General features: G+C 37.3%; 36 protein-coding genes. 33 read left to right on the top strand and 3 right to left on the bottom strand.

Annotated elements, in window-relative coordinates:
* Positions 1 to 3 precede the first annotated feature (3 nt).
* The 14 genes from MKL62_RS13570 (at position 4) to pyrF (ending at position 10,508) form a co-directional block, all read left to right on the top strand.
* Positions 4 to 558, top strand: a complete 555-nt coding sequence (locus MKL62_RS13570) for a type II secretion system protein (RefSeq protein ID WP_005128793.1) — start codon at positions 4 to 6, stop codon at positions 556 to 558.
* Positions 548 to 928, top strand: a complete 381-nt coding sequence (gene gspI, locus MKL62_RS13565) for a type II secretion system minor pseudopilin GspI (RefSeq protein ID WP_000836911.1) — start codon at positions 548 to 550, stop codon at positions 926 to 928. The genes MKL62_RS13570 and gspI overlap by 11 nt, the downstream gene beginning before the upstream one ends.
* Positions 928 to 1,629 carry a type II secretion system minor pseudopilin GspJ gene (gene gspJ, locus MKL62_RS13560; protein WP_004747380.1) on the top strand — a complete coding sequence of 234 codons (702 nt, stop codon included), beginning with the start codon at positions 928 to 930 and terminating at the stop codon, positions 1,627 to 1,629. The genes gspI and gspJ overlap by 1 nt, the downstream gene beginning before the upstream one ends.
* Complete coding sequence (gene gspK / locus MKL62_RS13555; RefSeq protein WP_005128789.1) at positions 1,629 to 2,588, top strand: type II secretion system minor pseudopilin GspK; 960 nt, start codon at positions 1,629 to 1,631, stop codon at positions 2,586 to 2,588. Before gspJ ends, gspK begins: the two co-directional genes overlap by 1 nt.
* 229 nt (positions 2,589 to 2,817) lie before the next feature.
* Positions 2,818 to 3,414, top strand: coding sequence for a 6-pyruvoyl trahydropterin synthase family protein (locus tag MKL62_RS13550; protein WP_000908452.1), 597 nt, complete (start codon positions 2,818 to 2,820; stop codon positions 3,412 to 3,414).
* Between the two features lie 50 nt (positions 3,415 to 3,464).
* Positions 3,465 to 4,178 (top strand): uracil-DNA glycosylase, encoded by a 714-nt coding sequence (ung, locus tag MKL62_RS13545; RefSeq protein WP_001177528.1) that lies wholly within the window; start codon positions 3,465 to 3,467, stop codon positions 4,176 to 4,178.
* The gene (locus tag MKL62_RS13540; RefSeq protein WP_001983908.1) at positions 4,175 to 5,299 is read left to right on the top strand and encodes an enoyl-CoA hydratase/isomerase family protein; all 1,125 of its coding nucleotides are present in this window, start codon (positions 4,175 to 4,177) and stop codon (positions 5,297 to 5,299) included. The genes ung and MKL62_RS13540 overlap by 4 nt, the downstream gene beginning before the upstream one ends.
* Before the next feature lie 6 nt (positions 5,300 to 5,305).
* Positions 5,306 to 5,809, top strand: a complete 504-nt coding sequence (gene tadA / locus MKL62_RS13535) for a tRNA adenosine(34) deaminase TadA (RefSeq protein WP_001997771.1) — start codon at positions 5,306 to 5,308, stop codon at positions 5,807 to 5,809.
* A gap of 69 nt (positions 5,810 to 5,878) precedes the next feature.
* Complete coding sequence (locus MKL62_RS13530) at positions 5,879 to 6,322, top strand: SRPBCC family protein (protein WP_001246675.1); 444 nt, start codon at positions 5,879 to 5,881, stop codon at positions 6,320 to 6,322.
* A gap of 7 nt (positions 6,323 to 6,329) precedes the next feature.
* Positions 6,330 to 7,016, top strand: coding sequence for a (d)CMP kinase (gene cmk, locus MKL62_RS13525; RefSeq protein ID WP_000218018.1), 687 nt, complete (start codon positions 6,330 to 6,332; stop codon positions 7,014 to 7,016).
* Positions 7,017 to 7,120: 104 nt separating this feature from the next.
* Positions 7,121 to 8,794: a 30S ribosomal protein S1 gene (gene rpsA / locus MKL62_RS13520; RefSeq protein WP_000140309.1), complete on the top strand. Its 1,674-nt coding sequence runs from the start codon at positions 7,121 to 7,123 to the stop codon at positions 8,792 to 8,794.
* A gap of 156 nt (positions 8,795 to 8,950) precedes the next feature.
* Positions 8,951 to 9,253, top strand: a complete 303-nt coding sequence (locus MKL62_RS13515) for an integration host factor subunit beta (protein WP_000205997.1) — start codon at positions 8,951 to 8,953, stop codon at positions 9,251 to 9,253.
* 24 nt (positions 9,254 to 9,277) lie between these two features.
* On the top strand, positions 9,278 to 9,643 hold the full coding sequence (locus MKL62_RS13510) for a lipopolysaccharide assembly protein LapA domain-containing protein (RefSeq protein WP_005128787.1): 366 nt from the start codon (positions 9,278 to 9,280) through the stop codon (positions 9,641 to 9,643).
* Positions 9,644 to 9,809: 166 nt separating this feature from the next.
* The gene (pyrF, locus tag MKL62_RS13505; RefSeq protein WP_000392929.1) at positions 9,810 to 10,508 is read left to right on the top strand and encodes an orotidine-5'-phosphate decarboxylase; all 699 of its coding nucleotides are present in this window, start codon (positions 9,810 to 9,812) and stop codon (positions 10,506 to 10,508) included.
* Here the strand turns inward: pyrF and MKL62_RS13500 are convergent.
* Entirely contained in the window at positions 10,505 to 11,416 is a 912-nt protein-coding gene (locus MKL62_RS13500) for a LysO family transporter (protein ID WP_001190745.1), read from the bottom strand. The two genes, pyrF and MKL62_RS13500, sit on opposite strands and share 4 nt — an antisense overlap.
* A 49-nt stretch (positions 11,417 to 11,465) precedes the next feature.
* Positions 11,466 to 13,013 carry a flavin-containing monooxygenase gene (locus MKL62_RS13495; RefSeq protein WP_109850671.1) on the bottom strand — a complete coding sequence of 516 codons (1,548 nt, stop codon included), beginning with the start codon at positions 13,011 to 13,013 and terminating at the stop codon, positions 11,466 to 11,468.
* A 121-nt stretch (positions 13,014 to 13,134) separates the two neighbouring features.
* Between MKL62_RS13495 and MKL62_RS13490 the strand changes: the two genes are divergently transcribed.
* From MKL62_RS13490 to MKL62_RS13400, 19 genes are all read left to right on the top strand, one after another.
* Entirely contained in the window at positions 13,135 to 14,154 is a 1,020-nt protein-coding gene (locus MKL62_RS13490; protein ID WP_000830351.1) for a helix-turn-helix domain-containing protein, read from the top strand.
* A gap of 83 nt (positions 14,155 to 14,237) precedes the next feature.
* Positions 14,238 to 15,380, top strand: a complete 1,143-nt coding sequence (gene zapE / locus MKL62_RS13485) for a cell division protein ZapE (protein ID WP_000933387.1) — start codon at positions 14,238 to 14,240, stop codon at positions 15,378 to 15,380.
* A 176-nt stretch (positions 15,381 to 15,556) separates the two neighbouring features.
* Positions 15,557 to 16,396: a tyrosine-type recombinase/integrase gene (locus MKL62_RS13480; protein WP_270899783.1), complete on the top strand. Its 840-nt coding sequence runs from the start codon at positions 15,557 to 15,559 to the stop codon at positions 16,394 to 16,396.
* On the top strand, positions 16,365 to 17,381 hold the full coding sequence (locus MKL62_RS13475; protein ID WP_270899782.1) for a replicative DNA helicase: 1,017 nt from the start codon (positions 16,365 to 16,367) through the stop codon (positions 17,379 to 17,381). The genes MKL62_RS13480 and MKL62_RS13475 overlap by 32 nt, the downstream gene beginning before the upstream one ends.
* On the top strand, positions 17,378 to 17,656 hold the full coding sequence (locus MKL62_RS13470) for a hypothetical protein (RefSeq protein WP_000847048.1): 279 nt from the start codon (positions 17,378 to 17,380) through the stop codon (positions 17,654 to 17,656). The genes MKL62_RS13475 and MKL62_RS13470 overlap by 4 nt, the downstream gene beginning before the upstream one ends.
* A 26-nt stretch (positions 17,657 to 17,682) precedes the next feature.
* The gene (locus MKL62_RS13465) at positions 17,683 to 18,156 is read left to right on the top strand and encodes a hypothetical protein (RefSeq protein ID WP_002000320.1); all 474 of its coding nucleotides are present in this window, start codon (positions 17,683 to 17,685) and stop codon (positions 18,154 to 18,156) included.
* A 65-nt stretch (positions 18,157 to 18,221) separates the two neighbouring features.
* Entirely contained in the window at positions 18,222 to 19,118 is an 897-nt protein-coding gene (locus MKL62_RS13460; protein WP_270899781.1) for a hypothetical protein, read from the top strand.
* A gap of 290 nt (positions 19,119 to 19,408) precedes the next feature.
* Positions 19,409 to 19,639, top strand: coding sequence for a hypothetical protein (locus tag MKL62_RS13455; protein ID WP_017724764.1), 231 nt, complete (start codon positions 19,409 to 19,411; stop codon positions 19,637 to 19,639).
* Positions 19,640 to 19,827: 188 nt separating this feature from the next.
* A complete protein-coding gene (locus MKL62_RS13450; RefSeq protein ID WP_171290046.1) occupies positions 19,828 to 20,058 on the top strand; it encodes a hypothetical protein in 231 nt (76 codons plus the stop codon).
* A gap of 46 nt (positions 20,059 to 20,104) precedes the next feature.
* The gene (locus MKL62_RS13445) at positions 20,105 to 20,491 is read left to right on the top strand and encodes a beta-sandwich lipoprotein (protein WP_000782273.1); all 387 of its coding nucleotides are present in this window, start codon (positions 20,105 to 20,107) and stop codon (positions 20,489 to 20,491) included.
* Positions 20,492 to 20,674: 183 nt separating this feature from the next.
* Positions 20,675 to 21,205 carry a hypothetical protein gene (locus MKL62_RS13440; RefSeq protein ID WP_000433065.1) on the top strand — a complete coding sequence of 177 codons (531 nt, stop codon included), beginning with the start codon at positions 20,675 to 20,677 and terminating at the stop codon, positions 21,203 to 21,205.
* On the top strand, positions 21,195 to 21,419 hold the full coding sequence (locus MKL62_RS13435; RefSeq protein WP_017724761.1) for a hypothetical protein: 225 nt from the start codon (positions 21,195 to 21,197) through the stop codon (positions 21,417 to 21,419). Before MKL62_RS13440 ends, MKL62_RS13435 begins: the two co-directional genes overlap by 11 nt.
* A 20-nt stretch (positions 21,420 to 21,439) precedes the next feature.
* Positions 21,440 to 21,997 carry a hypothetical protein gene (locus MKL62_RS13430; protein ID WP_017724760.1) on the top strand — a complete coding sequence of 186 codons (558 nt, stop codon included), beginning with the start codon at positions 21,440 to 21,442 and terminating at the stop codon, positions 21,995 to 21,997.
* Positions 21,975 to 22,265: a hypothetical protein gene (locus tag MKL62_RS13425; protein WP_270899780.1), complete on the top strand. Its 291-nt coding sequence runs from the start codon at positions 21,975 to 21,977 to the stop codon at positions 22,263 to 22,265. The genes MKL62_RS13430 and MKL62_RS13425 overlap by 23 nt, the downstream gene beginning before the upstream one ends.
* Positions 22,195 to 22,494, top strand: a complete 300-nt coding sequence (locus MKL62_RS13420; protein WP_086321588.1) for an HNH endonuclease — start codon at positions 22,195 to 22,197, stop codon at positions 22,492 to 22,494. Before MKL62_RS13425 ends, MKL62_RS13420 begins: the two co-directional genes overlap by 71 nt.
* Positions 22,491 to 22,769, top strand: coding sequence for a hypothetical protein (locus MKL62_RS13415; protein ID WP_000649784.1), 279 nt, complete (start codon positions 22,491 to 22,493; stop codon positions 22,767 to 22,769). Before MKL62_RS13420 ends, MKL62_RS13415 begins: the two co-directional genes overlap by 4 nt.
* A gap of 10 nt (positions 22,770 to 22,779) precedes the next feature.
* Entirely contained in the window at positions 22,780 to 22,962 is a 183-nt protein-coding gene (locus MKL62_RS13410; RefSeq protein WP_270899779.1) for a hypothetical protein, read from the top strand.
* Positions 22,963 to 23,130: 168 nt separating this feature from the next.
* Positions 23,131 to 23,613, top strand: a complete 483-nt coding sequence (locus MKL62_RS13405; protein ID WP_270899778.1) for a terminase small subunit — start codon at positions 23,131 to 23,133, stop codon at positions 23,611 to 23,613.
* 46 nt (positions 23,614 to 23,659) lie between these two features.
* Positions 23,660 to 24,484 (top strand): hypothetical protein, encoded by an 825-nt coding sequence (locus tag MKL62_RS13400; RefSeq protein WP_031980906.1) that lies wholly within the window; start codon positions 23,660 to 23,662, stop codon positions 24,482 to 24,484.
* A 66-nt stretch (positions 24,485 to 24,550) separates the two neighbouring features.
* Here the strand turns inward: MKL62_RS13400 and MKL62_RS13395 are convergent.
* Positions 24,551 to 25,929, bottom strand: a protein-coding gene (locus tag MKL62_RS13395; RefSeq protein WP_094081405.1) for an IS3-like element ISAba45 family transposase whose coding sequence is annotated in 2 segments (ribosomal slippage) — positions 24,551 to 25,455 and positions 25,455 to 25,929 — 1,380 coding nt in all. Because the reading frame shifts where the segments join, the coding sequence is not laid out codon by codon here.
* Between the last annotated feature and the right edge of the window lie 55 nt (positions 25,930 to 25,984).

Below are 25,984 nucleotides of genomic sequence, written 5' to 3'. Positions count from 1 at the left end.
GATATGAAATCGAATCTACCATTTCAATCACAAAAAGGCTTTACCCTCATAGAAGTGATGGTAGTCATTGTGATTATGACAATTATGACTTCTCTGGTTGTATTGAATATAGGTGGCGTCGACCAAAAAAAAGCAATGCAGGCGAGAGAGTTATTTTTACTCGATTTACAGAAAATTAATAAAGAATCGATCGATCAATCACGTGTATTGGCTTTAGAAACTCATGGTGAGACAGATGTCTCACCATTTTCTTATGAACTTTATGAATATCACGATCAAAGCACCTTACAAGTACAAGATATAAAAAACCGTTGGCAGAAATATACTGAGTTTAAAACACGGCAACTTCCTGCCCATGTGTCTTTTTCAGTACAACCCTTAGATGACCAGAATTATTCTAAAGCTAAAAATACAGATTTGATTGGAGGACAAACGCCTCAACTCATCTGGTTTGGCAATGGAGAAGCTAAAACCGTTAAAATACAATTTTATTTAGAACAAAAACCGATTGGTTCAGAAATACAAATAGATCACTTGGGTAAAATAAATGAAATCTAAAGGCTTTACCCTCTTAGAAGTTATGGTTGCTTTGGCAATCTTTGCTGTCGCAGCTGTCGCTTTAACTAAAGTGGCAATGCAGTACACTCAGTCCACTTCAAATGCAATTTTGCGAACAAAAGCTCAGTTTGTAGCAATGAATGAAGTTGCTATGATGGAGATTAATCAAGAATGGTTGCAAGGAACTCAAAGTAAGCAAGTAACTTCCCAAGGTGAAACTTGGCAAATTGATAAGTCAGCTCAATCTACTATTAGCCCGAATGTTCAAAAAATTGATTTACAAGTGAGTTTGTATGATCCGGATAAGGGAAAAGTACAAAATGGCATTACACATATGGTCTTTTTTAATTATCCAGTGAAAGCAAAATAATGATAAAAAATAAATATATTCACATCCGCAGCTTTGCTTCTCGCCTTGCAGCACGATCGAGCAGTGCTCGATTAACTCGCGCCTCAGGATTTACTTTGGTTGAATTGTTAGTCGCGATCGCTATCTTTGCGGTTTTATCTTTATTGGGGTGGAAAATTTTCGATTACTTGCTCAAAGTTCGTGATCGTAATGCCGAACATGAAGTGCATTTATTTGAATTACAAGATGCTTATCAACAAATTCTTCGTGATACTTTGCAGATTATCCCTTTATCCGCCAACCAAGGTGGGCAACTTCATCCAGCTTTAGAAATCGATAATCAAATTCTACGTTTTAGTAAAGCTGGGGTAACAGATCCTTTAAAACAAGGCTTATCACCATTTGAACGAATTGAATATCGTTATGATGCAGATCAAAAAAAACTATATCGTCTTAAATATACAAATTTAAATACTTCGAACAGAGAGCAACCTTTATCGAGTACTTTGTTAAGTCAAGTCGACCAATATCAGATTATGGTTTTGACTCCGCAAGAAGTCACAAAATGGCCCGAGGTTAATATTGATCCAACGAAACCTAATGAGTTAAAAAAATTACCGAAAGGGATAAAAATCCAACTTACAGTCGCTGGTGTAAATTATGAATGGATTTATAGCTTAAATCAGGGTGACTTATCGCTTTCACAGGAAGGTAATTCATAATGGCCGTTAGTTACAAACACCAACAGGGTGTCGCTTTACTGACAATACTTATTATGGTTGCCTTAGCTACAATTTTAGCGGCTTCTATTGCCAAGCATCAAAATAATACTATGGAAAATACAGCCTACTTAATGCGCCAAAATCAATCTTTGCTTTATGCAAAAAGTGCAGAAGCCTTTTTTTCAGAATTATTAATTCAAGATGCAAATAATGCAGGTGGAGTAGATCATTTAAAAGAGACATGGGCACAACCTATGCCTCCGTTTCCTATTGAAGATGGTTCAGTATCCGGTCGTTTGCTTGATGAGTCTGGTAAATTTAATTTAAATAATCTAACTAATGGGGAAGGCATTGTAAATGAAGATGCTAAAAGTTGGTTTGAACGTTTATTGGTACGTGTGGGATTACCAGCCGAATTAAGCCAAGCTGTGATTGATTGGCAAGATCCAAATGATGAGCCAACTGGGCCAATGGGGGCAGAAAGTAGTTATTATGAAGGTTTGGATCCAGGTTACATGGCTGCGAATACTAAATTCCACCGTATTGAAGAGTTAAAGCTAGTGAGAGGCTTTGATGGAAAAAAATTTGATCTAATCGCTCCATATATTTCTGCTTTACCAGAAAATTCGAAGTTAAATATTAATACTGCTTCGCCATTGGTTTTAGCAAGTATGGATGAAAAATTAGATATAGGGGCTATCGAAAGAGAATTACAGACACGCCAACAAAATTTAAAGTTCTTCCAAAATGTAGATGAATTATGGCAATTGAATGCTTTTTCAGCGGTTGATAGTCAAAAGAAAAATCAAGTAAATAGCCTTATTGATGTTAAATCCAGCTTCTTTCAAGCTCAGATTGAAGTTGTTCTAAATAATAGGAAGCGACAGTTTACTAGTGCTTTAATGAGAAAAGATAAGCAAGTATATGTTTATTCAAGAAGCATGGCTCCATTTAACTAAATAAATTTATTGATATTTTTTCTGAGTCTGTAATACTTGAAACTTATTAATAAAAGGGATGAGGTCATACTTCTGTATAGGCAGTATTTAAAGTAAAAATCAATATCTTCAAAATTTCTTCACATCTCTTATCATACTTTTTGCTAATTGTTTCTATTTGAAAAGTGGTGCGAAGTTTTTATCTTTTGCTTTATAATAATGTTCTTAGAAGGAATGATCGATTTGGCACATGTTAATTCGTAAGTTATTTAAGTTTGAAAATGCACACGTTGTACGTAACTGTACATCGGATCGTTGTAAGCGATCTATTCATGGGCATAGTTATAAAGTCGAGTTATTACTTAAAGCTTCGAAATTAGATCATGGACAAATGGTATATGATTTTGGGCTGTTAAAAGGCGTAATTAAGGACCTTTTCGATAGCTTTGATCATGCGATTTGTTTCTGGGAAAAAGATGATCCACAATATATTGATGCTTGTAAGACTTTTAGCGCGCGTTGGATCTCTTTACCAGTTTCGCCATCTGCTGAGCAATTTTCTCGAATCTTCTTCTATTTAGCTCAGCAAGTATTACAATCTACTGTTACCCAAAATGGGGAAGGTGATGTTGAAGTCTATTCAGTGATTGTTCATGAAACCGATACAGGTTATGCCCAAAGTTTTCTTGAGGATATTCAAAATGAACAAATGGGGCTGTTAAACCTTGAGGGAATTATTTTTTCAGAACAAGTCCAATCCGAATGGGCTGATCCAGATATGTATGAAAATTTAAAACAAGGGATTAAGTTTCATAATCCGCATGTTAACTTACAAGTAGAAGTGTAAGTTAACTTCCTTTTGTTTGTAGAAATGAAAATTGATCTAGGATGACATTAATGCAATTAACTGAGCAACAGCAAGACAAACTCAGTAAAGTTCAATTAGAAGAAAGCTGGAAAAGATCATTAACTCCATTTTTACTGAGTCCTTATATGGATAGTTTAAGAGACTTTTTGTTTCAACAAAAACAGGCTCAAAAAACCATATATCCACCAAGTAAACAAATATTTAATGCTTTAAATATTACGCCGTTAGATCATGTGAAAGTCGTTATATTAGGGCAAGATCCATATCATGGTCCAAATCAGGCAAATGGCTTAAGTTTCTCGGTTCAAAGAGGGGTTGCATTACCACCATCTTTACGTAATATTTTTCATGAACTACATACAGATTTGGGTGTGCCGGTTTCTCGTCATGGTGATTTAACCAAATGGGCTGAGCAAGGTGTACTTTTATTAAACAGTGTACTTACTGTAGAAGCAGGGCAACCCACATCACATCAAAAACAAGGTTGGGAAGAGTTTACTGACGCAGTAATTGATGTTTTAAATGAACAACGTGAACACATTGTTTTTATTTTATGGGGTGCTTATGCACAACGTAAAGGACAACGTATAAATAGAGAAAAACACTTGGTTTTAACTGCTGCACATCCATCGCCACTTGCGGCTAATCGTGGTGGTTTCTTTGGATGTAAAGTGTTTTCCAAAACAAATCAATATTTGAAACAACATGGCATTGAGCCCATAGACTGGCAATTGGACGCATGATGAACTCTCCCAATGTAAATAGCTATCATCCGGATTTGGTAGTTGAAGAAGCGAAAAATGGTTGGCGTATCGTACGTTTGAATCGACCTAAATCATTACACGCTTTAGATGAATCAATCGTAACGGCTCTATTACGAGTATTTGAAGACTTCCGTGATGATGAGCAAGTAAAAGCAATTTGGTTGGACTCGACTACACCAAAAGCATTTTGTGCGGGTGGAGATGTACGCAAATTACGTCAGCTGGTAATTAATCAGGAAGTAGAAACCGCAAATAAATTTTTCCAGCAAGAATATGCTTTGGATTTATTGTTACATAACTATGCTAAACCAGTTGTTGTTTGGGGCGAAGGATATGTAATGGGTGGTGGTTTAGGCTTGTTTATGGCTGCACCTTTCCGTTTGGTTACACCATATTCACGTTTGGCTATGCCTGAAATTAATATTGGTTTATACCCTGATGTTGGAGCAAGCCGTTTCCTTGCTGACCGTGGGCAAATTGGTTTATTTACTGGTTTGACAGGTTCTATTATGACGGCTGCTGGGGCATATAGCATTGGTTGGGCGACGCATATTTGTGAAGCACAACGTGATAATGTTCTACAGAAAGTACTCAATATTAATTGGGCTCACTATCCGGCAGGTGATTTCCGTGCGATCGATGATACTTTAAATAGTTTACATCGCCCGGTTGCAGCAGGGCCATTACAAAATTCGTTAGACGTTATACATAGTGTTTGCCGTGGTTCAAGCTTTGAACAAGACTATCAAGCGATCGTCAGCTTGCGAGATGCAAGCAGTGACTGGTTGCGTCAAGCGAGTGAAAACTTACAAAAGGGCTCGCCTAGTACGGCAGCAATTACTTGGTTGTTATGGCAATGGGGTAAACAAGTTCATTCTTGGGATGAAGTTTTTGATTTAGAAGCGCAAATCTCTGAATGGAAAATTCGCCATCCTGACTTTGTGGAAGGCGTGCGTGCTCGTTTAGTCGATAAAGATTTATCGCCTGAATGGAAAGCATGTGAAGACCTTACATTACGAGGTATTTTGGCCGATGATCCACCGATCACGACGATTGATAGCTGGAATGCATTACTTAGACAATATGGTGTAGTGTCATAATCAATAATGTCTAAATTTAGTGATGAGTATTGGATGCAGCTTGCTTACGAGCAAGCTGAATTAGCAGCCAAGCAGGGGGAAATTCCTGTAGGAGCTGTAATCGTGAGCCAAAATAAGTTAATTGGAGCTGGTTTTAATGCTCCAATTGGTTTATCTGATCCTACAGCTCATGCAGAAATTCAAGCTATTCGTGCGGCTTGTGAGTCATTGAAAAATTATCGTTTACCTGAAGACGCGACTTTGTATGTTACGCTTGAGCCGTGCACAATGTGTGTGGGAGCATTAGTACATGCAAGAATTAAACATGTCGTATTTGGAACAACAGAACCTAAAGCTGGCTCACTCGTGAGTGCACGTCAATTATTAGAAAATGGTTATTACAACCATAAATTTACTTTTGAGCATGGATGTTTACATGAAAAATGTGCTCAACAGTTAAGTCTTTTTTTTAAGCAAAGACGTGAACAAAAGAAACAAGAGAAACAACAAAAAACGTCCTTAAATGATTAAAAAATGTCATGAGGTTATGGCACACTAACGCCGTTTCATTGACATGATTTATTTAAATAAGGAACTTTCATGCGTAATGTAATTACTATACAAAAAGAATTTAATGCTCCTCTTAGTGATGTTTTTAACCTGCTTTCTAAACATGCAGCTTACAACACTGCATTTGCTCCACTACAAGTTGTGCGTGTTAAAGATTCGGCAGATCCTGAAAGACCTGATGGAGTGGGTTCTGTTCGTCGTATGGGGTTTGGCGTGATTAAACCACTTAAAGAAGAAATCACGCATCTCGAAGAAAACAAACGTATTGAATATAAACTGATTGATAATCCTCTAGTGAAACACCATTTAGGTCGAATCGAGTTCTCAGAAATTACTCCTTATATTACTTTGGTTACGTATCGTATCGAATTAACCGCAAAAGCTCCTGTTGTAAGTAAATTAATTCTTGCACAGCTAAAACTAGCGATTACACTAGGCTTTTCGAGATTAGCTAAAGCATTTGCTTCTTCGTGAGAGTTCAATGACAGTTCAAATTATTACTATTGATGGTCCGAGTGGTTCGGGTAAAGGAACATTAGCGGCGAAACTTGCTGCGTATTATCAATTTCATTTACTTGATTCGGGTGCCTTATATCGTTTGTTAGGGTTGTCATTACATAAACATGATTTATTGGAAAAATTAGATAGCCATTTAGATGAGTGTGTTAACTATGCTCGTCAGCTTAATATTAAGTTTGAAACCTCGGCAGAGGGAACATTAGTTTTCCTCGATGGGGAAGATGTAACCCAAACTATCCGTACAGAGCGAGTTGGAGAATATGCATCTAAAGTTGCAGCAATACCAGAGCTCAGACAAGCACTTTTTGAGCGCCAAAGAGCATTTGCACAAACTCCGGGATTAGTTGCAGATGGCCGAGATATGGCAACATCAATTTTCCCGGAAGCTAATGCTAAAATTTATTTGACTGCTTCAGCTGAGTCGCGTGCTGAGCGAAGAGTAAAACAGTTGCAGGGTATGGGGCTAGATGCTAAAATAAACGACATTTTAGCTAATATACAAGCGCGTGACAAAAGAGACATGGAGCGAGAAGTAGCTCCTCTCAAGCCAGCCGCAGATGCTTATATTATTGATAGTTCGGAATTAACGATCGATCAAGTATTTAAGTTGATGGTTGATTACGTCAATAGCCGTACTGTTAGCAACTAAGATTATCAGTTGACGCATAGCTTGATCAGTTTATAAAGACTATGTTGATACTTAACTAAACCGGCCTTGTCTGATCCAAGACCGCTGACTTTATCAGGTATATCATGACCGAATCTTTTGCAGCCCTCTTTGAAGAAAGTGAATTAAACCTCAACGTTGAAAAGGGTGCAGTCATCCAAGGTGTTGTTGTAAACATCGATAGTGACTGGGTTACTGTTGACACTGGCCTTAAATCTGAAGGCATTGTTGACCGTGCTGAATTTTTAAATGAACAACGTGAACTTGAAGTTCAGGTTGGCGATACTGTTGACGTAGTTGTTGAAGCTCTTGACAACGGTATGGGTCAAACAGTTTTATCACGTGAAAAAGCTAAACGTGCTGAAACTTGGACTAAACTTGAAAAAATCTTTGAAGATGGCGAAATCGTTACTGGTGTTATCTCTGGTAAAGTTAAAGGCGGTTTCACTGTTGACATCGGTCCTGTTCGTGCGTTCTTACCAGGCTCATTAGTTGACACTCGTCCTATCCGTGACACAACTCACCTTGAAGGTAAAGAGTTAGAGTTTAAAGTAATCAAGCTTGATGCTAAACGTAACAACGTTGTTGTATCTCGTCGTGCTGTTATGGAAGCTGAATCTTCTGCTGACCGTGAAGCATTACTTGCTCAACTTGAAGAAGGTCAAACAGTTACAGGTACTATCAAAAACCTTACTGATTACGGTGCATTCGTTGATCTTGGCGGTATTGATGGTCTTCTTCATATCACAGATATGGCTTGGAAGCGTATCAAGCACCCTTCAGAAGTTGTTGAAGTTGGTCAAGAAGTTACTGTTAAAGTACTTAAGTTTGACCGTGAACGTAACCGCGTATCTTTAGGTCTTAAACAATTAGGCGAAGATCCATGGTTAGCGATCATGAGCCGTTACCCTAAAGGTTCTATCGTTAAAGCACGTGTTACTAACTTAACTGACTACGGCTGTTTCGCTGAAATCGCTGAAGGCGTTGAAGGTTTAGTACACGTTTCTGAAATGGACCACACTAACAAAAACATCCACCCATCTAAAGTTGTTCAGATCGGTGACGAAGTTGATGTTATGGTTCTTGAAGTTGACGAAGAACGTCGTCGTATCAGCCTTGGTATCAAACAAACTCGTGCTAACCCATGGGAAGAGTTTGCTAAGTCTCATGAGAAAGGCGAAAAAGTTTCAGGTACAATCAAGTCTATCACTGACTTTGGTATCTTCATTGGTTTAAATGGCGGTATTGACGGTCTAGTTCACTTGTCTGATATTTCTTGGAACGAACAAGGCGAAGAAGCTATCCGTCGTTACAAGAAAGGTGACACTGTTGAAGCAGTTATCTTGTCTGTAGACGCTGAAGGTAACCGTATCAGCCTTGGTATCAAGCAATTGAACAGCGATCCGTTCAATGATTTCTTAGCTGCTAACGAACGTGGTGCTTTAGTTAAAGGTACTGTAACTGCAGTTGATGCTCGTGGCGCAACTGTTAAGTTAGCTGACGAAGTAGAAGCTACTCTTAAAGCTTCTGAAATCAACCGTGACCGCGTTGAAGACGCAACTAAATTCTTAGAAGTTGGTCAAGAAGTTGAAGCGAAAATCATCAACGTTGACCGTAAATCTCGCTCTATCAACTTGTCTATCAAAGCGAAAGACGAAGCTGAAGAGAAAGAAGCAGTTGCTAACTTGCGTACAGCATCAGCTTCTCAAGACAATGGTCCTAAGACTATTGGTGACTTGATCAAAGCACAAATGAAGTAATAAGTTAACAAAGTACAGTTTCATGTAACGAAATTGTACTTTTTATACAAATTACTGTAAACGGTAGCGTAGTATTCAACATACTGCGCTACCGTTTTGTATTTAAACAGGTTATTATCAAACGACTTAGAGTAGTAATAAATAACGAGGTCGTAGATGACTACTGAAGCTCTTAATAAGTCTGATTTGATTGAACGCATTGCGCTAAAAAATCCACACTTGGCTGAACCATTGGTGGAAGAAGCGGTTAAGATTATGATTGACCAAATGATCGAAGCTCTTTCGTCTGACAATCGTATTGAAATCCGTGGTTTTGGTAGCTTTGCATTACACCACCGTGAACCTAGAGTTGGTCGTAACCCTAAAACAGGTAAGTCAGTAGATGTTGCAGCGAAGGCTGTTCCACATTTTAAACCAGGTAAAGCACTTCGTGATGCAGTGAATGAATCTGGAAAATAAATAAAACTCATAAGTGGGGTGCCTATGCGTTATATTCTAATTGCATTACTCATTATTGTATTTGGCTATTCTTTAGCACTTGTTTTGCAGAACCCAACAGAACTTCCTGTTGATTTATTATTTACTCAAGTTCCTGCAATGCGTTTAGGTTTATTATTGTTGCTTACCTTAGCGCTTGGAATTGTAGTTGGGCTTTTATTAGGTGTACAAGTTTTCCGAGTTTTCCAAAAAAGCTGGGAAATCAAACGTCTTCGCAAAGATATTGATCATTTGAGAAAAGAACAAATTCAAAATGCTCAATTGGCTGCAGCAGAAGCAGCTGCAAATGTAAGACACGAAAAAACTGTTGTAGATATTTATCCGCAAGATAAAAACTCTACTCCTTTATAATTTTTGGTACTACTCTTTATCTCGTCATAAAGAGTAGTATTTTCCCTTCTATATTCCTCATTATCCTACTAGTTTAAAATCACTATTTCCTCATTTAAGAACTTGGTTCAATAGATTTCTTTATTACTGGCTGACTTGTCTATTATAATAGCGCTGATTTTATGTGATGGAAGAAAGTCTCTTGAGTATCATTGTTGCGTTGGATGCTAAAAGCCAATATGACGCTTTAAAAATTGTTGAACAACTTGATCCTACTTTATGTCGCGTAAAAGTAGGTAAAGAGCTTTTTACTCATGAAGGCCCATCTGTTGTAAAAAAACTTCAAGAAGAAAATTTCGAAGTTTTCCTAGATTTAAAATTCCATGATATTCCAAATACGACGGCCCAAGCTGTATGTGCTGCCGCAGACTTAGGTGTATGGATGGTTAACGTACATGCATCAGGTGGCCGTAAAATGATGGAAACCTGTGTAGAGCGTTTAAAAGCGGGTAATTATCAAACACAATTAATTGCGGTAACAGTTTTAACTTCAATGGGCCGTGAAGATTTAAAAGATATCGGGTTAGATATTGAACCTGTAGAGCAAGTTAAAAGATTGGCGAAACTTACTAAAGAAAGTGGTTTAGATGGTGTAGTTTGTTCTGCTCAAGAAGCTAAAATTCTTCGTGAGTTAATCGGACAAGATTTCTCTTTAGTTACTCCGGGAATACGTCCTGAGGGTAGTAATGCAGATGACCAAAAACGTATTGTAACTCCGAAACAGGCAATGCTTGATGGGTCTACACATTTAGTTATTGGTCGTCCGATTACTAAAGCAGAAAATCCAACTGAAATGTTGAAATCAATTCTTGCTTCAATTGTTTAAAAGTTTAAAAACACAGTAATTAAAAGTGGAGCGAGTAGACTTAAGAGTAAGCCGCTCATCATGGCATGTGGTACATAATGTGTGCCACATGACTGTTTTACCATTGCTAATGTTACATCCATTGAAGTAGCGCCAGCACTTGAAATCGCTGGACGTGGAAACCGCCAACCCATGGTATACATGAGTAAAATTGCAACTATCTCTCTAAATAGATCTGTAAGCAAGGCAATCCCACCTAACTCAGCTGAATGTAGCTGTGTAAATAAAATACCTGACATTGAATACCAACCATAGCCTTGGCCCAAAGCTAATATTTCATTAAGTGTAAACTCATGACCAAGTAAGGAATAGTTGAGAAACCCAGCTAAGCAGGAGCCTATAAAGGCGGCCAAAGGTACAATAAGAATTTTCCAGCTTAACCATGTGCGATTAAAATGAGTAAAAGCAAGTTCGATTCCGATTAAAAAAATAAAAAGTAATAGTAAATACCAACTATTAAAGGGAATATGGGTATGTAATTGGGTAAGAAGAATTCCTAAAATCACGCCTATTGTTAAAGCTAAAAATGCCTTGGCAATATTTTTTAATGCATTCATAAAAAGTTGAAGTGAAATTTTCCCTTTAACACTCTCTTTATCAAAAATTGTATAGGCGAATAAGCAAGTAAAAAAAGAACCAAGAGAAGTGGTTAATGCAATTAATAGAGCAGGTGGAAGTATAGTAGAAGGATTATCAATTTGATCAAGGGCGAGTGTTAGTTCTAAAGCTACACTGGTTAGTAAAATATAAGAAAAATAAGGTAGGATTTTAAAAATAAAATGCCGAATATTTAGTGAGAGTTTAGGACCTAGAAAATAACCAAATGCTAATACAAGAAAAATTTGAATAATGAGACTAATGGACTGCATATAATAATAGATAGATTGTTATCAACCTATCTATTATCTATTGAACATTTTATGCTGCATAGCTCTGTGAGCATTTATTTAATAACAAATAATCTTTAGGATTAATTTTACGAGTGTCTAGCCAATATTTCCATGTATAAGTTGGCCATAAAGAAAAGTTCTTTCCATCGGCAGCTTGATACCAGCTGCTACATCCGCCAGCTTGCCATACAGTACCTTGAAGTTGTGTTTGTATTCTTTCATTGAAGGAATCCTGAACTTCCGGTTTAACTTCTATAGCGTGCTGTCCAGATTTTTCAACCAGATCAATAAGCTGTAAAATATAATTAACTTGTGACTCAATCATAAATATAATCGAGTTATGACCTAAAACGGTATTTGGCCCGACCAGTTGAAATAGGTTAGGAAAATTCTTGGTCATAATTCCATAATAACTTTCTGCACCGTTTTTCCAGGCCTGTTTCAATTCAATTTGATTGCGACCAATACATGTAAAATGTTTTAAATAAATACGTGGATCGGTAACAAAACCAGTTCCATAGATTAAACAGTCAATTGGTCTTTCTTTTCCATCCTTTGTAATAATACTGTTCTCTTTAATTTCTTGAATACCCTCGGTCACTAATTCAACATTTTTACGGTTAAAAGTAGGGAAGTATTTATTTGAAATAAGAATGCGTTTACAGCCCATCACAAAGTCTGGTGTAAGTTTCTTGGCTAAATCTTTATCTTTAACTTGGAAGCGTATAAATGCCTCAGCTAATTTTTGCCCATATTTCATGATTTGCGGCTGAACTATAGGAACAACGCGGGATTCATTACTCCAATAAAGGCGGCTGCGATGAATTTGTCGGTAGAGGTTTGATTTTTTAAATAGAGCTTTGCTCAAATTAGAGTATTTACGCTCATCTCGTGGGATAACCCAAGCTGCTGTACGTTGGAATACATATAATTGCTTAACGTCTTTTGCGATTTCTGGAATATATTGAATTGCACTACCACCAGTACCGATGGAAGCAACTGATTTACCTTCTAGACTGTAGTCATGTTCCCATTGGGAAGAGTGAAAAACTTTACCCTTGAACTTTTCAATACCTTGAATATGAGGGATTTGTGGAATATGTAGCGGACCTGATGCAAAAACTACAAATTGTGCTTCGAGAGAAGGTTGGTTTGCAAAATTTAGTGTCCATATATGGCGCAGTTCATCATACTGTACATGAGTAACCTCATGGTTAAACTTACAGTAATTTTTAATTTGATATTGATTGGTTATATCTTGGATATAATCGAAAATTTCAGGAGCTTCTGCATAACGTTTTGACCAGTCAGTTTTAGGTGCAAAAGACAAAGAGTACATATGTGATTGAACATCACACGCAGCTCCTGGATATCGGTTTTCACGCCAAGTTCCACCGACATCATTAGATTTTTCTAAAATAAAAAAATCTGATTGTTGGCTTTGTAACAGACGAATAGCCATGGCAAGGCCACCGAATCCAGCACCAATAATTGCGATTTTAGTTTTTTGAATAGCATGTTGTTTTGCGTTTAGCATTGGAAACCCTGCATATGCGGTAAAGAGGATTGCAGGCAAGACTAACGTTTTTTAAACAGTTTAAACATGATTGTATCGACGTGAAAATTGATAGATTCGGCAATTAATTTTATCACTTCTTTATAGTAAAACATTTCAGTCTAGGGAAATTGATAAAAGAATGAAACGATCGGCACTTGGTTTAATCTATTTAATTCAAGGAATGCGCAATGCGGGCATTGATGTCGACTCACGTTTGGCAGATATAGGTATTAAAGTAGATTCCTTGGACCCAAGCTCAACAATTCATGACAGTTTGGAATGGGATATACAGCAAATTATTAGTGAGAATGTTGACCCAGAGAAAGGATTATTTATTGGACAACATTACGCATTGGCAGGTTATGGTCCTTTACTCATGTTACTTGTGACCAGCCATGATATACAAACAGCCTTAGAAAAAGGCATACAGTATCAAAAGCTTACGCATTTATTTGGTACTTTGAGCTTACAAGAAACTGAAAATCACATCATTTTGAACTATTTACCGGTCGATTTAAAAACAGAAATCGGTTTACTCCGTGCCCAATGCGAAATTTCGGGCACTTATAAGTTTATTCAGGATATTTATACCATGATGGGCTTAAAAATGCCTGATATGCGTATAGATTTACCATTTCCGGAACCCTCTGATCCAGATACCGTTGCTCAATATTACGCATATTATGGAGATGATCTACATTTTAATTCTACACATGCAGCATTTAGCCTAAGTAAGAATATGCTGGAAATAAAAATTCCTTCAGCAGATATTATTACTCATCGTATCTATGAGGCTAAATGTATCAAAGAAATAGAAAGATTAAATGAACAAGATCATCAAATACCGCCTATTATTCAATATGTGCAAGATTATTTAGAGCTACAACAAGGAATTATCCCGAGCATGGCGGAAACCGCTTTTGCTTTGAAAATGCCTGAAAGGACATTAAGGCATCAATTGCAGCAGCTTAATACGAGTTATAAACAAATTCGTGAACAGATTATTAAGAATAAGGCGCTTAAACTTATGGAATATAAAGAGTATTCAATAGAAGTTATTGCAGAAGCACTTGGTTATTCTGAACCTGCCGCTTTTAATCATGCATTTAAAAGATGGTTTGGACAGAGTCCTCGGCAATATGGAAAAGAGTTTTACTGAGTGTAACTCTTGATGCTAAAAGCTAATGTGGTCGGACAAAATGTTCGCTATACTCTCTTCAGTTAAAATTGAAATAAAATGATATGTTAAATTTAAAATCTTCTCATAGTACTGCATTTACTCCGTCTTCCCCAGCAGAGCGCTATGCTGAGGCATTGGCTTCAGGCCAGTTTATGGCAGATGAAGCACAAGCACAGGCAGTGCAAGAATTAGATCGTGTATGGAAAGAACTTTTAAATCGTTATAAGGCTTCTAAAAAAGCTTTCCGTCGTTTCCGCCGCCAAACTTCTCCAAAAGGTGTATATATGTGGGGCGGTGTAGGACGTGGCAAAACTTGGCTTATGGACCAATTTTATGAGTCTGTACCATTTCGCCGTAAAACACGTATGCATTTTCATCACTTTATGCAACATGTTCATAAAGAGTTAAATAAACTTTCGGGTCAACGTAATCCACTCGATATCGTAGCTGATCAAATTTATAAAGATGCTGTCGTTATTTGTTTCGATGAGTTTTTTGTCTCGAACGTAACTGATGCAATGATTTTGAGTGACTTATTCCAAAAGTTATTTGTTCGTGGTGTAACACTCATTGCAACTTCAAACATTGCACCAGACGGTTTATATAAAAACGGGATTCACCGTGATCGTTTTATTCCTACAATTGAAATGGTTAAAAAGAACTGTGTCGTTTTAAATGTAGATGCAGGAGTGGATTACCGTTTACGTGTTTTAAAACAGGCTCAATTGTTTAAATCACCATTAGGTAATGAAGCTCAAAGCTGGATATCAGAGCGTTATACTGCTTTAACTCATACTCAAACAAATTCTCATGAACCGATTGTGATCAATAACCGTGTTGTTGAAACCCTAGGGCATACGGAAGATGTTTTATGGTGTGAGTTTTCTGAACTTTGCTTAAAGCCCCGTAGTCCAGCAGACTTTATTGAAATTGCCAATATTTATAATACGGTTTTAGTTAGTAATGTTCCTCACTTAACAGACTTCTTGTCTGAAGGCACACGTCGTTTTATTTATCTAGTCGATGAATTTTATGATCGTGGAGTCAAACTACTTTTAACCTCTCAAGATAGTATTATTGATATCTATCAAGGCGAGAAATTGGCTTTTGAAATTGAGCGTACTCGTTCACGTTTATTAGAAATGCAGTCAGATGAGTATTTGCATTCTGAACATCGACATATTGATGCGACTAAAACTTCTTAAGAAGTCAGATATGAAGAGCGCTCTAAATTGAGCGCTTTTTATTAAATTTAATCAAATTTCATTTGTTTAATAATTATAAAAAACAATTACTTATAAATTATATTTAATTTTCTTGCAATTCAATTTGCATAGAATTTAAAATCAAGTGCAACAAAAGTGCAGCAAGATTTTAAACAATGGCGACCTTTCAAAAACGCAATGGTAGAGTGACAGCTACCGTTAGAATTAAGCCGCATCCGGCTAAATCAAAAACATTTGATACTTTGCGCGATGCAAAGAAGTGGGCGCAAGAAACAGAAGTAAGATTAAAGAATGAAAAGTTAGAGATTTTCGACCATATTATATTTAAAGATGCCTTAATTGAGTACCGTGATACTGTCTCTATTAATAAACGTGGCTATGAAAAAGAACGAAGAAAAATAAACTTTTTATTAAAAGCCATGTATGTAGATCAGCCGCTCATTCAAGTTAATAAAGACTTCTTAACAGAATGGCGTGAGCAAAGGCTTTTAAATGTTAAAGGTGCCACGATTAGGCGTGAGTTTATTTTGCTGTCAGCTTTTTTTACTTGGTGCATTGAGGTCAAGCGATGGCTATCAGTGAACCCTCTACGTGAAATTAAGTTCCCTTCAGAATCACCGCATCGAGAACGTGTAATTAGTGATGAAGAAATAGAAATTTTATTACCTTTCTTATCTACTGAGATGCGCTATATCTTTTTAATCGCTTTACAAACTGGAATGAGACTTTCAGAAATTTGCAACCTGAAATGGGAAAAAATTAGATTGAGTAAAAGCTATTTAATTTTAGATCTTACAAAAAATGGTCGTGCAAGGGAAGTGCCTTTAAGTTCCCAAGCGGTTGAAATCTTTAAATCCATCGGCCCAAAAAAGCAAGGGTATGTATTTAGCATAACTAGCGATGATGCAACCGATGAATTTCGTGATGCTAAGTTAGAAGCGGGTTTAGAAGGTTTTACTTTCCATGATAGCCGCCGGTTATGGATCTGCCGATGATGTTTTGGAAAAGGCAAATACCCTCTTAAGCAATATTAATTCCGTGTCTAACAAGGGTGATGTAGAGCACCTTTCTCATTCTGTAATTTCAATAATGGAAGAGATCAACAGCATCCAAACTGAAAGGATGAGCGGTCAATACAGAGTTCGTGGGGTTAATACTGGTTTTGTAGCTCTTGATCATCGAATTGGGGAAATTAATAACGGCGATTTAGTTGTTATTGCAGCTCGTCCAAGTATGGGTAAAACGGCCTTTGCTTTGAACTTGGCAACCAATATTGCAACTAATTTACGTAAGCCGGTTTTGATTGAATCCATCGAAATGAAAAGAGATGCAATCACCAAGCGGATCATCTCAAGCGTAGGGGATCTTAAACTTTCAAAAATCAAAAATGCTGAGTTGGATGGCGAAGATTGGACTTGTTTTACTGAGGCTGCAAAAGTTATTCAAAATTCGCCTCTCATGATCATGGATGGCGCCGTCACAATTTCTGATATCAGAAAGCATGCGCGCAAAGTGAGATCGGAAGAGGGTTCGCTGGGTGCCATTTTTGTTGATTACTTACAAAAAATTATTACACCGCATTTGCCAGCAAGTGCGTCTGAAAATGACCGTTTGACTTATATCTCAGATTCATTGAAGCGCGTGGCAATGGAATTTAATTGCCCAGTGTTTGCTTTATCGCAATTAAGTCGTCAATTGGAAAACCGATCAGATAAGCGACCAATTATGTCAGACCTTCGCGGATCTGGAGCAATTGAGCAAGATGCTGACGTAATTTTATTCCTTTACCGGGATGAGTATTACAACGGCGAGAAGTCAAAAACACCCGGTTTGCTTGAAGTGAACGCCGCAAAAGTGCGTGACGGCTCAGTAGGCAAAACCTTTCTTTGTTCTGAGCTGGACTATAGCCGCTTCTCAAATGTGCATAGTGATCAATTGGCAGCTCTTGAAAGTAAAGATAATTCAGGAAGCTTCATATGAAAACGTTCTTATCAATCATGGTTCTTATTTGTATTTCAACTTTTCTCGGTTTGGTTATGGCTGCATTAGCTGCAAAGCTGCACCAGTTTTCAGGAAGTCTAGCTAAATTTCGTTTTTCTTTGGCTTTCATGGATATCACTTTTTTCTTTTTATGTGTTTTGACCCTAATCGTATTGGGTGGAGGTAAATATCTGGCGTTTTCTCACGGAATTTTATTTTTGTTGGCGTTGTATCTAATTTTTTATCGGTTCGAAAAGTGGGAGCGTAAAGCGTGATAAAAGAAAATGTAAAGTTGCATATCATGCAAGGTGTAGACTGGTCTAAATATGATTTGCCTGAATGGTTGCGCCAATTTGGTTATTGGCAAGGGGCAGTGATTCGCTTTGGTGGATCTACTGAAAATCCATTAGTAGGAGCGATTAAAAAAGCAAAACTTAGACTTAAGAAAGGGGATAGGGAAAAGATCGTTGCTTATTATCTCTGTGATGAAAATTTTATCGAGAAGCCATCTAAAAAACCTAATGTCTGTCTAATTACAGACGATGAAGCTAGAGCCGTTCAGCGCTTGATCATTGATATTTTAGACGGCTGCACTTCTGAGGCTATGCTTGATTGGATGGACGCAATTATAGAGCGTTATTTCAATCAAAAATCGTGGACTCAGTTAGTAACTCCAGAGCGAACGGCCATGGATGCAAAATACGATGTTCGTTGTGGCTTAGCAGCTTTGCACAATCGCTACCAGTTTATTAGATATAAAAATGGCTCAGTATGATCTAACTATTGATATTTATTGGTAATTCAGATAATTGTATGAAGATTAAACAACGGTGAGCAAGAATGATAGAAAATCCGCAACATTTTAATTTAATAACAAATTTTGAAGAAATCACATCTAGACCTAATTTTGTTGAAAAGGTGACGATTGCTAGGGGTGAGGATGTTCAAAACATTATCTCTGATTTAGTTGGGTTTTATGTATTAAGGGATTTTGTTAGTTGTGGAATTTCTAGTTGCGGTAGAAAGCACCAAAAGGGTTATATCGCAGCACTGCATGATGGAAATGAAATTATCATTGGCCATAAGTGCGGGAAAAAACACTTTGGTGTGACCTTTGATGAAAAAGCTAAACAGTTCAAGCATCTTAGAGACAATGCGAATCAATATCTGCAAATTAAGGCAATGTTTGAAAAGCTGCCACAGTTAAAGGAAAGTCTAGAAAGAATTTTGAACCAGTCGGGCAAAATGACATTTTTGCAAATAAAGATGGCAGTAAAGAGCTTTAAAGAAGATGCATTGGATTGCTGGATACGAATGAGAATTAGGCAAGAGGTAACAAGCAACGGATCTATTTTTATTGATTACTTCAAAACAAAAGAAGAAATCAATGCTGAAATCCTAAGTGGTAGAAAGAACATCTCAGACATCAAGCGGGTTTTGGTCGCAAATATTGCTGAATATGATGTTATCGCCACTTGGCATAATGCTGAAAGATTAAAGGACTATTTTGATCGACTGTACAGGGAAATCAAGAACCCTAACCAAATGGACGGGGTGGCAATTAAGGCATTATCTAAAAAGCTTAGACAGCATGACCAAAATTTAAGGGAGTTGGAGGATTTCATTAAAAGAGCCAATCGCTTATTTACCCCTGAAAACCTAGTTCAATTCGCCGTGTTATTTACAAAACCAAATGAGAAAAAAAATATCGAAAAATATGCAAATAATTTTGCTTGAACACTTGACCCTGATCAGGGCTAGTGGTATTTTTGTGTTAAAGTTGTGCGAAGTGTAAATAAGGTGCAACTAAATTAGTAAGTAACCCTTGCACCATACGCAAGAAGGCGAAACTAGATTAAAGCCTGTCATTAAGTTGATGGGCTTTTTGCGTTTCTGGAAAGATAAAAATCTTATCTCGCGAGAGGTGCCATGTTGGGGCGCCTCTCAATTTTGCCGAACGGATTACGGCATATATGGCCCCGCTGAATACTAGTTATTGGCGGGGCTTTTATTTTTTCGGGGGATATATGAAAGCTAAAAAACTTTTAGAGAAGCTTGGTGCTAAGGGAATAAAAAAGATTCTTGAGAGTGCACACCAAGAAGCTGTTTATTTTGTGGATGAATGGAATGAGCATTTTAAGGTACATGGGTTTTACACAGATAAGTGTATTGTCGGTGTTCACAATCCACATTCACACTACAAATTGTCAGAATTAAAACAGGCATTGGGTGGCGAACATGGATACAAGCGAAGCTAAGAAAAATTTAAACAAATATTCGGATGAATTAAACCGCTACCAGAACTTATCTCGCACCGGGTTAAGTCGTGAAGAAATGCTTGTTATAGATCGAATCATTATTCGACTTAGAAACAAGATTAATAATTTACGGTCTATGTTGAATGCGTGATGCCAAAAGACTAGCCGAAGTACGCAAGCTGCCATGCATGAGATGTGGTGCACCAGCACCAAGCCAAGCCGCGCACTCTAATTCAAGCAAAGACGGTAAAGGCAGATCTATTAAGGCTTGCGACTCTAAAACTATTTCCTTGTGTTTTTCCTGCCATCGTTTGTTTGATACCTACCAACTAGGCAACAGACAGGAAAGCGAAGACTTATTTAATAAATGGCTTAAGCGAACCAACACAATGCTTGAGCCTGATGATGATTTATTTTAACCAGGGCTGAGAAGCTCTTTTTTTGTATCTTTATAAAGGTGAAACAATGAAGATGAAATTCTTAGCTATTGGTTTAATGTGCACAATGACAATGATTGGTTGTTCACGTGATGCTCAAGTAGCTTCTAAGAACCTTTCTTATGCTGCTGATAACTTTGAGCTGGACCGCAGGATTGTTTTTTATAACGGGATTACTGGTGACTACATTCTCACAATCGAGGGTAAATGTTCTTTTGATGCAGTAAGTGAAAAGAAAGTGGATGTAACTTGCAAGACAGGTGATTCAGAATTCAAGAAACATTCTTTGGGTATATCTGACAATGTTACTTATTTTTCTGAGCAACTAACAAGTAAAGGTGTTAGCACATACCACTACAAGGTAGCTTTTAAACCTCAATCAATCATCCCTGACGTTGATCTGAAAGTGAATTAATTCCCTCGAGTTCGAGGGTTTTAATTTTTGAGGGGAATATGGACAGACACACATTATTATCAATAGGCATTGGCCTAGTGCTTGGTTTCATGTTGATTTTAATCACAGAGCATTTCCGCTTTGTTATAGGCATGGTTCTGAGTGTGTTGGCTTTGAGATGGTTGTTTAGCCAGTGGTGAGTGTATGGAACCAGCAACATTCCCAATCAATAGTTATTCTGGGATTGTTCAGGTAATTAACTATCTGAACAATAACCACTCCAAAGCAGCCGCAGAAGGTAAACCTTTAGTCGTTAGAATCAACCAGAAGGAAGACGACAGGAGCGCCGCACAAAATCGGCTTTACTGGGCTTGGCTTGAACAGATCAGGCAAAAGACCGGTAATTCAAAGGATGACCTTCATTTACTTTTTAAGAAAAAGTTTCTTGCCCGGATCTATGTTGAAGGTCGGCAAGAGACTGCAGAAAAGTACATGGCTTTGCAGAACTTTAAAGATGTTATTCAAGCATTCGATGGACCTAAGCGCCGTCAACTTGAAAAGGATTACCAAGTTTTGGTCAATACCTTCATTAAAGACCACCTGCAAAGCAAGAAGGCCACCATTAAAGAATTCACCAAATATCTGGATAAGATCAACATCTATGCACATAGAGACTTGGGCGTGATGTTGATTATCCCGGATGACCTTAAGTGGTGTTATCAAAATGAGCAATGATTCAAATTTGCAAGATGTAGTGCTTAAACTGATAGAGCAAACAAACAAGCTTATTGACCAAAACAATAAGCTGACTGATCACAACAATAGACTGATCGAACAGAATAGCTTACTCGTTCAAATCAATGCAGAACAATCCGCTCAGTTATCCGAAGTTCTATTAATGCTTGAAGATAGTGAACCAGCACAACGGTCAGGATCACTAGATGGGTGATTTTATAAGGATGAATATCAATGCCTAGAATTGTATCGGTTATACCGCCTAAAGATGACTCCAACATTACTAAAGCACAGGGTACAAAAATATTGCTTGATAATGGCGAGTACCTACGATGTGTCCACAAAATCACTTTAGTAGCAGAAGTTGATTCGCCGTGGAAAGCAATCATTGAAGTGTACCCATCTAATCAAGAGCAAATTAATGCATTGCTTGCAGATGTTGAGGTTATTAAACGTGACCAAGAATACAACCGCTTGGATGAGATTGAAAAGGAAATCCAGCAACTACAAGACGAGAAGGTGCTCATTGAACGCAAACACCGTCCAGAAGTAACAGGGCTTTCAATAGCTGGTGTAGCGAATGTACCAATGGAAGGGACTTTCTTGGTTGATAAAGGTGAGAGAGTTTTAAAGCCGCCTAAGAACGATGCTTTAACGGAGTTCCTTAAAAACAACCCTTCTCATTCAACAATCATTCCACCAGTAACAGGGCTGGTGAAAGATGAACAGGGTATTGTTCGCACCGTTCCAGATTCCAAAGGTGAGCAAGATGATTCAGAAGAGCATTATTAATAACCGCTTAGGGTTTTATGGATTAGATGATCTTGAACAGCCGCATTTAATAGTTGAGCCAGAAACTCCAGAAGTCCAGCGTAAACAATTGGAACTTCGTTTAGTTAGATTGGTCCAAGAGTATCAACGCAAGGGTTTAGATATCGATTGGATATCCATTGACTTACTTAATGGTGTAGATGCGCGAGTAAACTTAAATGAAACTCCAAACATTCAAAAACAAGTTGCAGACGCTACAGGCACCCGCACAAAGCCAGAAGAACTCTAAACAAAACAATTGGGGTTCTGGTCGTGGTGGCCGTCCGTGGCGCCGTCTTAAAGCCAAGATCCATTTACGTGATGAGTGGACCTGTCAATGTTGTGGCATTGTCACTAAAGACTTAGAACTTGACCATATTGTCAATGTGGCAAGAGGTGGAACGGATGATGAATCCAACCTCCAATCTCTTTGTGTTCCATGCCATAAAAAGAAAACCCTACAGGAGAGCCGGCAATGAAATGCATAACAATTGAGCGCACAGTTGATGCTTGGCATGTTGAGGCGCTTTTAATAAGAGCAAAAGAAGATTTTTCAACATTGCCTGCATGGGTAAAAAAGATGCACCAAGAAAACAAGTTTCTTATTGGTGGCAGTTCCATTCGTGTTCACACTAGAGACTACATAGAAGAGCTGGATAAGCAGCATGTTTTATTTCGTCACGATAATGGTGATGTGGAAGCTCTGCTTATAGATCAATTCTATAGACTCTATAAAGATCCTATATGCGGGTAAGGATTGCTAAATGATTACTAAAGATTTTGCTAAAGGTGATGTGGTTGCTTTGCAGGGTGCTTGGACTGACCTTATGACAGTTGAAAAGGTAGAGTGTGGGAAGGTTTATTTCACATCGGGTGACTACGCAGATTCAAGCAAGGTCCGGTATGCAGAACCTGAAGAGATAGAAGCGGGTTGTAAGCTTTATTAAATATATTTAGGATGCACCAAAATGATGCACAAAAATCCAGCAGGCAGGGGGGAGGTCAAAAGTTCCAAGCCCTTCGCCGTTGGACACCGCCCCCATCTCATTTATAAAAAAATTTCCCTCTCAGAAAAAGTTAAAGCAAAAAGTTAAAATCAAGTTAAAGGTAGAGCAATGGCATTAACAGAGAAAATGGAAAAATTTGCTCTTGCCATTGTTGACGGCAAGACAAATAAAGAAGCAGCAATTTCAGCAGGTTATGCGGAAAAAACTGCATCCGCCGCAGGTGCTAGGTTAGCAAAAGATCCTGAAATTATTGTCTATATTGAAATGTTAAAGGCCCAAAAAGAAGGGCGCTCTTTAACATCTAATTCACCAAAAGTTAAACCTAAAGATACACCCGAAAATAGTGGTGAAGATGAAAACCCTATTGAGGAATTTCAATTTGAAGGTGATGATCCTTTAGATTTTTTAATTAAGGTCATGAACTTCAATGGCAACAAGCTGCCACTTAGAATGCAAGCAGCAATTGCAGCATTGCCTTATAAACACGGTAAAGTAGCTGAAAAGGGCAAGAAACAAACCAAAGAGGAGGAGGCAAAGCAAGCTACGAAATCTAGCAAGTTTGGTACTTTAAATAATCAACTTCCAAGTTAATTAATAATGTGTAAAATAATGGCGAAATAAATTTTATGTAAAACTTATGTGTGAAAATAGCGAAAAATTCAAAGATTTATGTGAAAACCAAGCACTTTATACTAGCTTTGTAATGGTAGGTAATCATTCTATCTATGATTATACTTCTATCATGCTTGAGGAAGTTAATTTTGAATGTGATGTTTGTAATAAAGTTAGACCTTTTCATAACTTAAATAAAGATTTATATGTATTTCGCTTTATAGGAAAAGTTAATAATCTAAATGTAATGGCTGAATTTGAATGTGTTTCATGCAAGTCGCAAAAAAAAACATTTTCTATAGGAGTTGATTATGTAGATGGTTCAGATTTAGCAGGAGAAAAATGTGAGTATAAAATTACAAAATTTGGTGAATTTCCACAAAAAAAACTAACTAAAAATAAAGATTTGGATAAATTTTTTAAAACTGAAATGCAGTTGTATAGAAAAGCAATTGCTTGTCTTGATAATGGTTATGGTATCGGAGCATTTGTTTATTTTAGAAGGCTTATTGAAAACAGCATTATTTCACTTTTAGAAATGATCGAAAAAGATGATGGTGCTGATATAAATATGAAAAAAGCAATCAGTGAGTTAAAAAAAGAAAGCCCAATGTCTAATAAGATTGATATTGCAAAAAATGCTTTACCTCTTACACTTTATGTGCAGGGGAAAAATCCATTGGGTTCGCTTTATAAAATTCTGAGTGAAGGTGTACATAGCTTTACAGATGAAGAATGTTTAATAAGAGCAAAAACAGTTCAAAATTGTTTAGAGTATTTAATAGGTGGTTTAGCAGAAAATAAAAGAAGAAAAGAATTATTTGGTAAAAATTTAAATCTACTAAGCTAGTAATTAAAGTTTATTTATTGAAAAACCGTCTTAAAATGATCTGACCCCATAAAGTTGGACAATTAATTAAGCAGCTTCTAAGGACTGAGTTCTGTATTGTACAGGGCTTAGTCCTTTTAATTTAACCTTGATTCTTTCATGGTTGTAATAATGAATGTATTCTTTCACAGTTTTCTCTAATTCCTCAACAGAATTAAATTTTTCACCGTAGAAACATTCTGATTTAAGTATTCCAAAGAAACTCTCCATTGATGCATTATCTAAGCAATTTCCTTTACGAGACATACTTTGGGTTAAACCATTTTCTGCTAGTTCTCGCTGATAATGACGCATTTGATATTGCCATCCCTGATCTGAATGGATGATAGGCTTTTCATGATCTGCAAGCTTCGTAAGTGCATCTTTCAACATATTTTTTACTAACTCATACATTGGTCTACGGTGGGTTTGGAAGGCAATAATTTCCCCATTAAACAAGTCCATAATTGGTGATAGGTAAAGCCTATCTCCTCGAATATTAAACTCGGTTACATCCGTTACCCATTTCTGATTTGGTTTGTCAGCTTTAAATTGGCGCTGTAGTACATTATCTGCAACTTGCCCGATGTCCCCTTTGTAAGAACGATATTTTGCGATTCTAATGCGTGATTTAAGTTTCATTGACTGCATGAGTCTTTGTACACATTTATGGTTAATTGTTAATCCCATATTCTTTAAAGCAAGAGTAATTCTACGATAGCCATACCGACCTTTATGCTTATGATAGATCATCTTAATTTGCTGCTTAAGGTCACTGTATTTGTCGTTAAGCTTTGATCGCTGCTCATGATAAAAGTACGTGCTTCGAGCCATCTGTGATGCACGTAATAGATATTTCAATTTATAGTTTTGCCTTAATTCAGAAATGAATCTTGTAACCGTTGCTGTTCGGCTTGTTCCTGTTCTTTCTGCTTCTGAATCAAGGCTCTCCGCTTTTTTAAATAAGCGTTCTCAGCTCGTAGATATGCAAGTTCTTCTAGTAGCTGTTCTTGGGTTTTGTCTCTATCATTCAGAGCATTTTTGACTTTTTTTATCTTAGGCTTTGGCACGGATTTAGGTCGTCCTTTCGGCTTAGCTTTTAAGCCATCTATACCGTGTTCTTCGTATTGGAGCAACCAACTTAATAACTGTGTGTGTGATTTCAGATTAAATTGATTTGTAGCTTCACGTACAGATAAACCTTGTTCAAGAACAGACTGAATAACTTTAAATTTAAATTCAGGAGTATATACAGTATTTGTGTTTTTCCTGCTCAGACCCTCAGCACCATGATTATTATAATTGGCTACCCATTTAGCAACATCGCTATGATGTATTCCAAATTTATGACTTACTTGGTGTCTGCCAAAACCAGATAAGTAATATTGGACAACCTCAAGTTTAAATTCTTGAGAATATTTAGCCATAGAAAAGCACCCTCCAAGTTAGACTGAATGTGTCCAACTTTCGGGGTGCAGTTCA

It is taken from the genome of Acinetobacter sp. AOR01_HL, from assembly GCF_027855455.1.
In the GTDB taxonomy this organism is placed as follows: domain Bacteria; phylum Pseudomonadota; class Gammaproteobacteria; order Pseudomonadales; family Moraxellaceae; genus Acinetobacter; species Acinetobacter baumannii.
Note: the sequence above shows the minus strand (reverse complement) of the source record. Positions and strands in the feature narration are given on the sequence as shown.

Bases quoted from the DNA above. Each gene is read 5' to 3' on its own strand.
- MKL62_RS13405 (WP_270899778.1), top strand. From the start codon at position 23,131: ATGGCATTAACAGAGAAAATGGAAAAATTTGCTCTTGCCATTGTTGAC.
- MKL62_RS13420 (WP_086321588.1), top strand. From the start codon at position 22,195: ATGAAACTCCAAACATTCAAAAACAAGTTGCAGACGCTACAGGCACCC.
- MKL62_RS13440 (WP_000433065.1), top strand. From the start codon at position 20,675: ATGGAACCAGCAACATTCCCAATCAATAGTTATTCTGGGATTGTTCAG.
- MKL62_RS13480 (WP_270899783.1), top strand. From the start codon at position 15,557: ATGGCGACCTTTCAAAAACGCAATGGTAGAGTGACAGCTACCGTTAGA.
- cmk (WP_000218018.1), top strand. From the start codon at position 6,330: ATGACAGTTCAAATTATTACTATTGATGGTCCGAGTGGTTCGGGTAAA.
- MKL62_RS13500 (WP_001190745.1), bottom strand. From the start codon at position 11,416: ATGCAGTCCATTAGTCTCATTATTCAAATTTTTCTTGTATTAGCATTT.
- MKL62_RS13415 (WP_000649784.1), top strand. From the start codon at position 22,491: ATGAAATGCATAACAATTGAGCGCACAGTTGATGCTTGGCATGTTGAG.
- MKL62_RS13490 (WP_000830351.1), top strand. From the start codon at position 13,135: ATGAAACGATCGGCACTTGGTTTAATCTATTTAATTCAAGGAATGCGC.
- MKL62_RS13515 (WP_000205997.1), top strand. From the start codon at position 8,951: ATGACTACTGAAGCTCTTAATAAGTCTGATTTGATTGAACGCATTGCG.
- tadA (WP_001997771.1), top strand. From the start codon at position 5,306: ATGTCTAAATTTAGTGATGAGTATTGGATGCAGCTTGCTTACGAGCAA.
- MKL62_RS13510 (WP_005128787.1), top strand. From the start codon at position 9,278: ATGCGTTATATTCTAATTGCATTACTCATTATTGTATTTGGCTATTCT.
- MKL62_RS13550 (WP_000908452.1), top strand. From the start codon at position 2,818: ATGTTAATTCGTAAGTTATTTAAGTTTGAAAATGCACACGTTGTACGT.
- MKL62_RS13465 (WP_002000320.1), top strand. From the start codon at position 17,683: ATGCAAGGTGTAGACTGGTCTAAATATGATTTGCCTGAATGGTTGCGC.
- gspJ (WP_004747380.1), top strand. From the start codon at position 928: ATGATAAAAAATAAATATATTCACATCCGCAGCTTTGCTTCTCGCCTT.
- MKL62_RS13445 (WP_000782273.1), top strand. From the start codon at position 20,105: ATGAAGATGAAATTCTTAGCTATTGGTTTAATGTGCACAATGACAATG.
- MKL62_RS13450 (WP_171290046.1), top strand. From the start codon at position 19,828: ATGAGATGTGGTGCACCAGCACCAAGCCAAGCCGCGCACTCTAATTCA.
- MKL62_RS13470 (WP_000847048.1), top strand. From the start codon at position 17,378: ATGAAAACGTTCTTATCAATCATGGTTCTTATTTGTATTTCAACTTTT.
- MKL62_RS13410 (WP_270899779.1), top strand. From the start codon at position 22,780: ATGATTACTAAAGATTTTGCTAAAGGTGATGTGGTTGCTTTGCAGGGT.
- MKL62_RS13460 (WP_270899781.1), top strand. From the start codon at position 18,222: ATGATAGAAAATCCGCAACATTTTAATTTAATAACAAATTTTGAAGAA.
- MKL62_RS13530 (WP_001246675.1), top strand. From the start codon at position 5,879: ATGCGTAATGTAATTACTATACAAAAAGAATTTAATGCTCCTCTTAGT.
- MKL62_RS13455 (WP_017724764.1), top strand. From the start codon at position 19,409: ATGAAAGCTAAAAAACTTTTAGAGAAGCTTGGTGCTAAGGGAATAAAA.
- ung (WP_001177528.1), top strand. From the start codon at position 3,465: ATGCAATTAACTGAGCAACAGCAAGACAAACTCAGTAAAGTTCAATTA.
- gspI (WP_000836911.1), top strand. From the start codon at position 548: ATGAAATCTAAAGGCTTTACCCTCTTAGAAGTTATGGTTGCTTTGGCA.
- MKL62_RS13475 (WP_270899782.1), top strand. From the start codon at position 16,365: ATGATAGCCGCCGGTTATGGATCTGCCGATGATGTTTTGGAAAAGGCA.
- MKL62_RS13400 (WP_031980906.1), top strand. From the start codon at position 23,660: ATGTGTGAAAATAGCGAAAAATTCAAAGATTTATGTGAAAACCAAGCA.
- MKL62_RS13570 (WP_005128793.1), top strand. From the start codon at position 4: ATGAAATCGAATCTACCATTTCAATCACAAAAAGGCTTTACCCTCATA.
- gspK (WP_005128789.1), top strand. From the start codon at position 1,629: ATGGCCGTTAGTTACAAACACCAACAGGGTGTCGCTTTACTGACAATA.
- MKL62_RS13540 (WP_001983908.1), top strand. From the start codon at position 4,175: ATGATGAACTCTCCCAATGTAAATAGCTATCATCCGGATTTGGTAGTT.
- zapE (WP_000933387.1), top strand. From the start codon at position 14,238: ATGTTAAATTTAAAATCTTCTCATAGTACTGCATTTACTCCGTCTTCC.
- pyrF (WP_000392929.1), top strand. From the start codon at position 9,810: ATGGAAGAAAGTCTCTTGAGTATCATTGTTGCGTTGGATGCTAAAAGC.
- rpsA (WP_000140309.1), top strand. From the start codon at position 7,121: ATGACCGAATCTTTTGCAGCCCTCTTTGAAGAAAGTGAATTAAACCTC.
- MKL62_RS13430 (WP_017724760.1), top strand. From the start codon at position 21,440: ATGCCTAGAATTGTATCGGTTATACCGCCTAAAGATGACTCCAACATT.
- MKL62_RS13435 (WP_017724761.1), top strand. From the start codon at position 21,195: ATGAGCAATGATTCAAATTTGCAAGATGTAGTGCTTAAACTGATAGAG.
- MKL62_RS13425 (WP_270899780.1), top strand. From the start codon at position 21,975: ATGATTCAGAAGAGCATTATTAATAACCGCTTAGGGTTTTATGGATTA.